The 5,759-nt window shown below is 69.1% G+C and carries 6 protein-coding genes and 1 pseudogene; 3 read left to right on the top strand and 4 right to left on the bottom strand.

The window, feature by feature from the left end; translation table 11 throughout:
* Window positions 1-386: pseudogene (locus GJ629_RS17265) on the bottom strand (hypothetical protein); the annotation flags it as partial.
* A gap of 125 nt (window positions 387-511) precedes the next feature.
* Between GJ629_RS17265 and GJ629_RS13915 the strand changes: the two are divergent.
* Both GJ629_RS13915 and GJ629_RS13910 read left to right on the top strand, forming a co-directional pair.
* Window positions 512-679: a DUF1931 domain-containing protein gene (locus tag GJ629_RS13915; protein ID WP_157513582.1), complete on the top strand. Its 168-nt coding sequence runs from the start codon at window positions 512-514 to the stop codon at window positions 677-679.
* 135 nt (window positions 680-814) lie between these two features.
* A complete protein-coding gene (locus GJ629_RS13910; protein WP_157513581.1) occupies window positions 815-1,138 on the top strand; it encodes a DUF5658 family protein in 324 nt (107 codons plus the stop codon).
* Window positions 1,139-1,169: 31 nt separating this feature from the next.
* On the opposite strand, the gene GJ629_RS16400 is transcribed toward GJ629_RS13910, so the two are convergent.
* The 3 genes from GJ629_RS16400 to GJ629_RS13890 form a co-directional block, all read right to left on the bottom strand.
* Window positions 1,170-2,789 carry an ABC transporter permease subunit gene (locus GJ629_RS16400; protein ID WP_197428623.1) on the bottom strand — a complete coding sequence of 540 codons (1,620 nt, stop codon included), beginning with the start codon at window positions 2,787-2,789 and terminating at the stop codon, window positions 1,170-1,172.
* A complete protein-coding gene (locus GJ629_RS13895) occupies window positions 2,786-3,700 on the bottom strand; it encodes an ABC transporter ATP-binding protein (RefSeq protein WP_157513580.1) in 915 nt (304 codons plus the stop codon). Before GJ629_RS13895 ends, GJ629_RS16400 begins: the two co-directional genes overlap by 4 nt.
* A gap of 145 nt (window positions 3,701-3,845) precedes the next feature.
* Window positions 3,846-4,127, bottom strand: a complete 282-nt coding sequence (locus GJ629_RS13890; RefSeq protein WP_157513579.1) for a TM2 domain-containing protein — start codon at window positions 4,125-4,127, stop codon at window positions 3,846-3,848.
* 153 nt (window positions 4,128-4,280) lie between these two features.
* Here GJ629_RS13890 and GJ629_RS13885 point away from each other — a divergent pair, with 153 nt between their 5' ends.
* Window positions 4,281-5,450, top strand: coding sequence for a histidine kinase N-terminal 7TM domain-containing protein (locus tag GJ629_RS13885; RefSeq protein ID WP_157513578.1), 1,170 nt, complete (start codon window positions 4,281-4,283; stop codon window positions 5,448-5,450).
* The last annotated feature ends 309 nt before the right edge of the window (window positions 5,451-5,759 follow it).

Here is a 5,759-nt window from a genome sequence, read left to right as displayed (position 1 = left end):
GGTGCCGCCCGTCACCACGCCGACGGTGGCGTCCAACTCCGGCGGGTCGAACGACGGGACCGTCGCGACCAGTGTCCGCGCCCGTTCGTCGTCCTCGACGGTCGCTTCCGGGGCTGTCTCCGCCAGTCGGTCGTGGACGGTCCGTCGCTGTTCGTCGTCGAGGCGCGTCGCTATCACGCGGCCGGTCGTCTCGAGGCGGTGGCCGCAAGCGACGCGACTTCCGCGGGCGTCTTGCCGGCCGCGAGGACGGCCTCGGGGACGCCGCTGCGGTCCGCCCGCGCCGCGTCGAACCGCCCGGCCTCGCCGGTGGCGTACCCGCGCAACTCGGATTCGGCCGCTTCGGGGCTCATATCGCCCGCTGCGACCGCTTCGAGGAGTTCCCTCATATCTCCTCCTCGGACGCCCAGCCACTCCTACCCATCGCTTCGGCCCACGCAAACGGCCGCGAGCGACCCGGAGAACGGGGAGAATTGGGAAATCTTATAAACCACCCTCTGGAATACCAGCCTGTATGGCAGACCTAATCGTCAAAGCCGCCGTGAAGGAAGCGCTCGATGATATGAACGTCGCCTCGGACTTCTACGACGCCCTCGACGAGGAAGTCGACGAGATCCTCGAGGACGCCGCCCGGCGTGCCGAGGCCAACGACCGAAAGACGGTCCAGCCGCGCGACCTGTAAGCCGGTCAGACTTCCCTCGTTTTTTGATGCGCTACCCCACACAGCCGTCGGACCCCCCAGCCACGGCCACCGCAGGCGCTCCGTACCCCGGGAAAGCACCTGGTAACAATCCGCATATCGGTCGTCGACCGGGACGTGTCCCGCTCTCCCGACGGCACCGACCGACTGCTGTGGCTGCTCGCCGTCCTCGCGTTCGGTCTCGGTGACCTCGTGACGACGGCCGTCGGCCTGACGACGCCCGGCGTCGTCGAGGCAAACCCCTTCGTCGCCGCTTTCCTCGGCCACTCGGTGCTCGGTGCGCTGGTCGCGCTGAAGTCCGTCTCCCTCCTGATTTTCTTCGCCGTCTGGTGGGTCGTCCCCGCGCCCCACCGCACGGGCATCCCGCTCGGTCTGGCGACTGTCGGTATCGTCGTCACCGGCTGGAACCTCCACGTCGTGCTCGTCGCCAGCACGCCGTGACCCGGGGGTAGCCGACGCCCCGACCGGCCGGTCAGAGGTCGCTGTCTCTGAACCGGTGGTAGCCGAGGGCGACGGGGACGGCGAACCAGACGACGAGGACGAGCAGTGCCGCCCACCAGTCGACGTAGAGGGGCGCGTCGCTCCCGAGGTACTTGGCCGCGCCGCCGGCGTCGAACCCGACGGCGACGAGGCGGCGGAACGACTCCCGCGGTTCGAGCAACTGCGCGAACAGCGACCAGTCGGGCGTCGCGATACTCGGGTCGAACCGGTGGAGGACGGAGACGGTGAAGGCCGTGAGGTTCTGCCAGAACACGACCAACAGCAGGTAACCCCCCACCGCGCCGTAGGTCACGCGGCGGTCCGTCGTCGCCGTCACGGAGAGGCCGAGGGCGACGCCGAGAAACGCCAGCCCGTACAGCGCCGCCGCGGCCAGCACCCAGAGGTACCACACCGCGCTCTCGGTGCCGTACTGGACCGCACCGACGACGCCGGCGAGCGCCAACGCGACCAGCGTCGGGACGAGCAACACGACGGCCCGGCCGACGAGCGTCCCGACCAGCAGGTCCCGCCGGGAGTGCGGGAGCGCGAGCGTCAGCAGGATGCTCCCGTCGACGCGAGCGTCGTGTATCGACCGGTAGCCGAGCAACAGCGCGAGCACCGGCAGGAGGGCCCCGACGATGCCGGCGAGGCCGCCGACGAACGCCGGGAAACTCCCGGTCCCGACCCAGCCGTGCCCGACGGCGTAGCCGACGAACAGCACTGACAGCAGGCCAGACAGCAGCCACACGGTCCGGGACCGGCCGGCGTCGCGCACGTCGGCCAGCGCGATAGTCCGCCAACTCATACGATGTCCCTCCGGGAGAACCGACCGGGCGGCGACCCCCAGTGGCACGAGCAGCCACCCGACGAACGCCAGCAGGCTGACCCACCTGCCGAGATACCACGGCCCGTCGAGGCTGGCGCCGGGGTCGACGAACCCGGTCACGACCCGCTCGTAGAGGCTCGAGGGGTCGCTCTCGACGACGAACTCGAGGGGGGCCGGCGTCCCGCTGCCGAGGAAGCCGGCGCTGTCGAGGGCGAGTATCACCGTCCCGGTGATGCCCTCCCACGCGACGACCAGCACCACGAACAGCCCGAACGCGAGGACGAGCGCGCGGCGTTTCGTCGCTACCGACAGCGACGCAGCGATGCCGAGACAGGTCCACAGCGCGCCGAACCCGACCGTCGCCGCCGCGAACCCGACCAGCCCGGCCACCGCGAGTTCGCCGTAGGGGTAGACGACGAGTCCGCCCGCGACGGCGACGCCGACGAGCAACGTTCCACCGACGAGGCCGACGCGGCTGGCGACTGTCCCCGCGACGACGTCCCAGCGGCTCACCGGCAGCGACAGCGTGAGCCGTATCGATCCGGACTCGCGCTCGCTGACGACGGCGTTGTACCCCAGCAGGACGCCGACCAACGGGACGACAGTCGTCAGTGACCCGCTCGCGTAGCCCGCAAAGCGGGCGGTCGTTATCGGGTCCGCGCCGAATACCGGGTAGAAGTACGCGACGCCGAGCAGGACCACCACGGGGAGCGCGAGCAGGAGCTTCGTCGACCGCGGCTCGACTGCCAGCGCGCCGTCCTGTCTGGCAACAACCTGCCAACTCATCGCCGCCCGCCCCCGGTGTACTCGACGAACATATCCTCGAGCGAGGCCTCCTCGGTCCGGAAGTTCAGGACGTCGATACCGGCCTCGTGGAGTTCGACGATCACCTCCATCTTCGCGTCGTTCCGACAGGTCACCGCAAGCACCTGCCCGTCCCGAACGGTCACCGTGTCGACGCCGGGGACGGTCCGGACCATCTCCGGGATGCCCGACCGGAGTTCGTCTAGCTGGACGAGGAGCTTCGTCCCGCCGCCAAGCGACTCGCGCAACCCCTCGATGGTGTCGACGGCGACCAACTCCCCCTGCTGGAGGATGCCGACGCGGTCACAGACGGCCTCGACCTGTTCGAGGATGTGGCTTGAGAAAAACACCGCCGCGCCGCGGTCGCGTTCCTCAAGCAGGATCGACCTGATGTCGGCGGCCCCGTTGGGGTCCAGTCCGGTCGTCGGTTCGTCAAGCACCAGCAGGTCCGGGTCGCCGACCAGCGCCATCCCGAGGACGAGGCGCTGTTTCATCCCCTTTGAGTAGTCGCTGGCCTGTCGCTGTGCCACGTCCCTGATGCCGACGCGGTCGAGTATCTCGACGGCGTCGTCGTCGGCGTCTTTCGACCGGATGGCGTACTCGACGTGCTGGAGGCCCGTGAGACGGTCGACGACGGAGTACCCCTCCGGGAGCACGCCGACCCGACTGCGGGCCGCGACGCCCTCCGATTGGCAGTCGTGGCCGAACATCTCGACCGACCCCTCGGTCGGCTTTGCGAAGTCGAGCAACATATTGATGAACGTCGACTTGCCCGCGCCGTTGGGGCCGAGGAAGCCGAACACCTCGCCCGCCTCGACCGTGAGGTCCACCCGGTCGAGCGCCGTCACTGTCCCGTACGTCTTCGAGAGACTGTCGGCCGTTATCGCTGCCATATCGTCCAGTACTACGGTGTCGTACAAAAGGGCATAAAGCACGTTTCACGGCTTGAAACGGTTCTCAAGCCGTGTCTCCGAACCCGAGAGCCACGACTGGCGCTCCCGGCGTCTCGGGTCGCGGACCGGACACTCGACCGGCCGGTCAGAACGTCCCGCCGTGGTCGTCGGCGCTCGCCCCGGTGTCGTCCACGGCCGACTCCGCGTCGGAGATAATCGCGTAGACGTGGATCGGGACCGCGACGATACCGACCATCAGGTAGTTCAGCGTCAGGAGGTTCACGACAGCGAGTTTCGTCCGGCCGACGTAGTAGTACGCCAGCGGGGACAACAGGATTCCGAGGACGATTGCGACGCCCTTGGACTTGTTCGCTATCGGCTGTCGGTCACGGCTCGTCTCGTCGGTGGAGGGGTGTTCGGTTGCCATCGTTGTCAGGTCGGCGGATGTTGTCGGGGACCGCCGCTACACTCGAGGGGACGGGCCGGACGGGCCTATATACTGCTCCCGCGTTTCACCGCGCGAAACACGGTCACCGTGGCCTTTACTTCTCGGCGCTACCACACCGACAACGTCCGACCGATGGCCCTCTCACTCACCCTCTTCGCCCTCCTGTTCGACGCCGCGGCCGTCGCCGTCCTCGGGTGGGTGACGTGGGTCGTCACCCGGTCGCCGGAGAAACCGAGCGCGAGACCGTTCGCCGCGCTGGCCGCGGCGTTGACGGCCTCGGCGCTGCTCATCGCCGTCACGACGCTCGCCGAGTTGGTGTCTCTCGACCCCGTCTCCGGTACCGCAGAACTGCTTCAACTCGCTGTCGCGCTGTTCATCCCGGGGATCTGGCTGGTGTACGTCCTCGGCTACGCCGGCCGCGGAACGGGGCTGACGCGGCGTCGGATAGCGATGCTCGCCGGCATCGGGCTCCCACCGCTGTTCGCCGCCGCCGCCCTCGGCGTCGGTTTCTTCGTCCTCGACCTCTCGCCGACGATGCTAGAGCCTATCGTCGTCCCGTTCATCGCCTTCGAGTTGTTCTACCTGTTCGGTATCTGGACGTACGCGGTGTACCTCCTCTACGGACTGGTCCGCCGGACGAACCGCGTCTCGGGCACGCAGGCGACGGCCATAATCCTCGGGGTCAGCGCGCCGTATCTCGTCCCGACGCTGGGTTTCGGGGCGCACCCGCTGGACGGCGTGACCCTCGGATTCCTGCTCTCGGGCGCGGTCCTCTTCGGGTCGGTGCGTCGCTACCCCCTCCTGACGGGCTTCCCGAGGACGGACTACGTCGCCCGAACGCGCGTCGTCGAAGCCCTCCAGGAGGCCGTCGTCGTCCTCGACTACGAGGACCACATCCTCGACGTGAACGAGACGGCGACGCGCCTGTTCGGCCGCGACCGCGGGGCGGTCCTCGGCGACCCGCTTCAGTCATTTCTCGATGGCCTCGACCACGCCGACCTCTCCCCGGGAGCGACGGGGACGGTTCGGCTCCGGACCACGCACGGGCGGCGACAGTTCCGGTACAGCGTCTCCGCCGTCGACGACGCCGCGACCGACGGCGACACCCCCGCCCGTCGCCCGGGCGCTCGTTCTCCGGGACGTGACCGACCAGCAGACCCGCGAGCAGCGCCTGACCGTCCTCAACCGCGTCCTCCGGCACAACCTCCGCAACCAACTGGACGTCGTCCTCGCCCACGCCGACCGCATCGAGGACGACCGGACGCGCGAGACTATCCGCGACACCGTCACGGACCTGCTTGAACTGGGCGAGACGGCCCGCTCGGCCGAGGAGGTGATGCGCGCCGCGGCCGACGCCCCGGAACGCGTCCCCCTCCCCGACGTGGTGGCCTCGGCGGTCGCGGACCACCGCGACCGTCCGGGGTCGGTCACCGTCGACTGCCCCGACTCCTTGTCGGTCACGACCCACCGGACCGTCGTCGAGGCGGCCCTCGACGAACTGCTTGACAACGCTTTCACCCACAGCGACCGCTCGGACCCGTCCGTCGAGGTCGGCGTCCGGGCGACCGACGACGCGGTGGTCGAGATAACCGTCGCCGACGACGGGCCCGG

Source organism: Halapricum sp. CBA1109, from assembly GCF_009741825.1.
Taxonomy (GTDB): domain Archaea; phylum Halobacteriota; class Halobacteria; order Halobacteriales; family Haloarculaceae; genus Halapricum.
The sequence above is the reverse complement of the archived record's forward strand: the minus strand, read 5'-3'. Positions and strand labels throughout refer to the sequence as shown.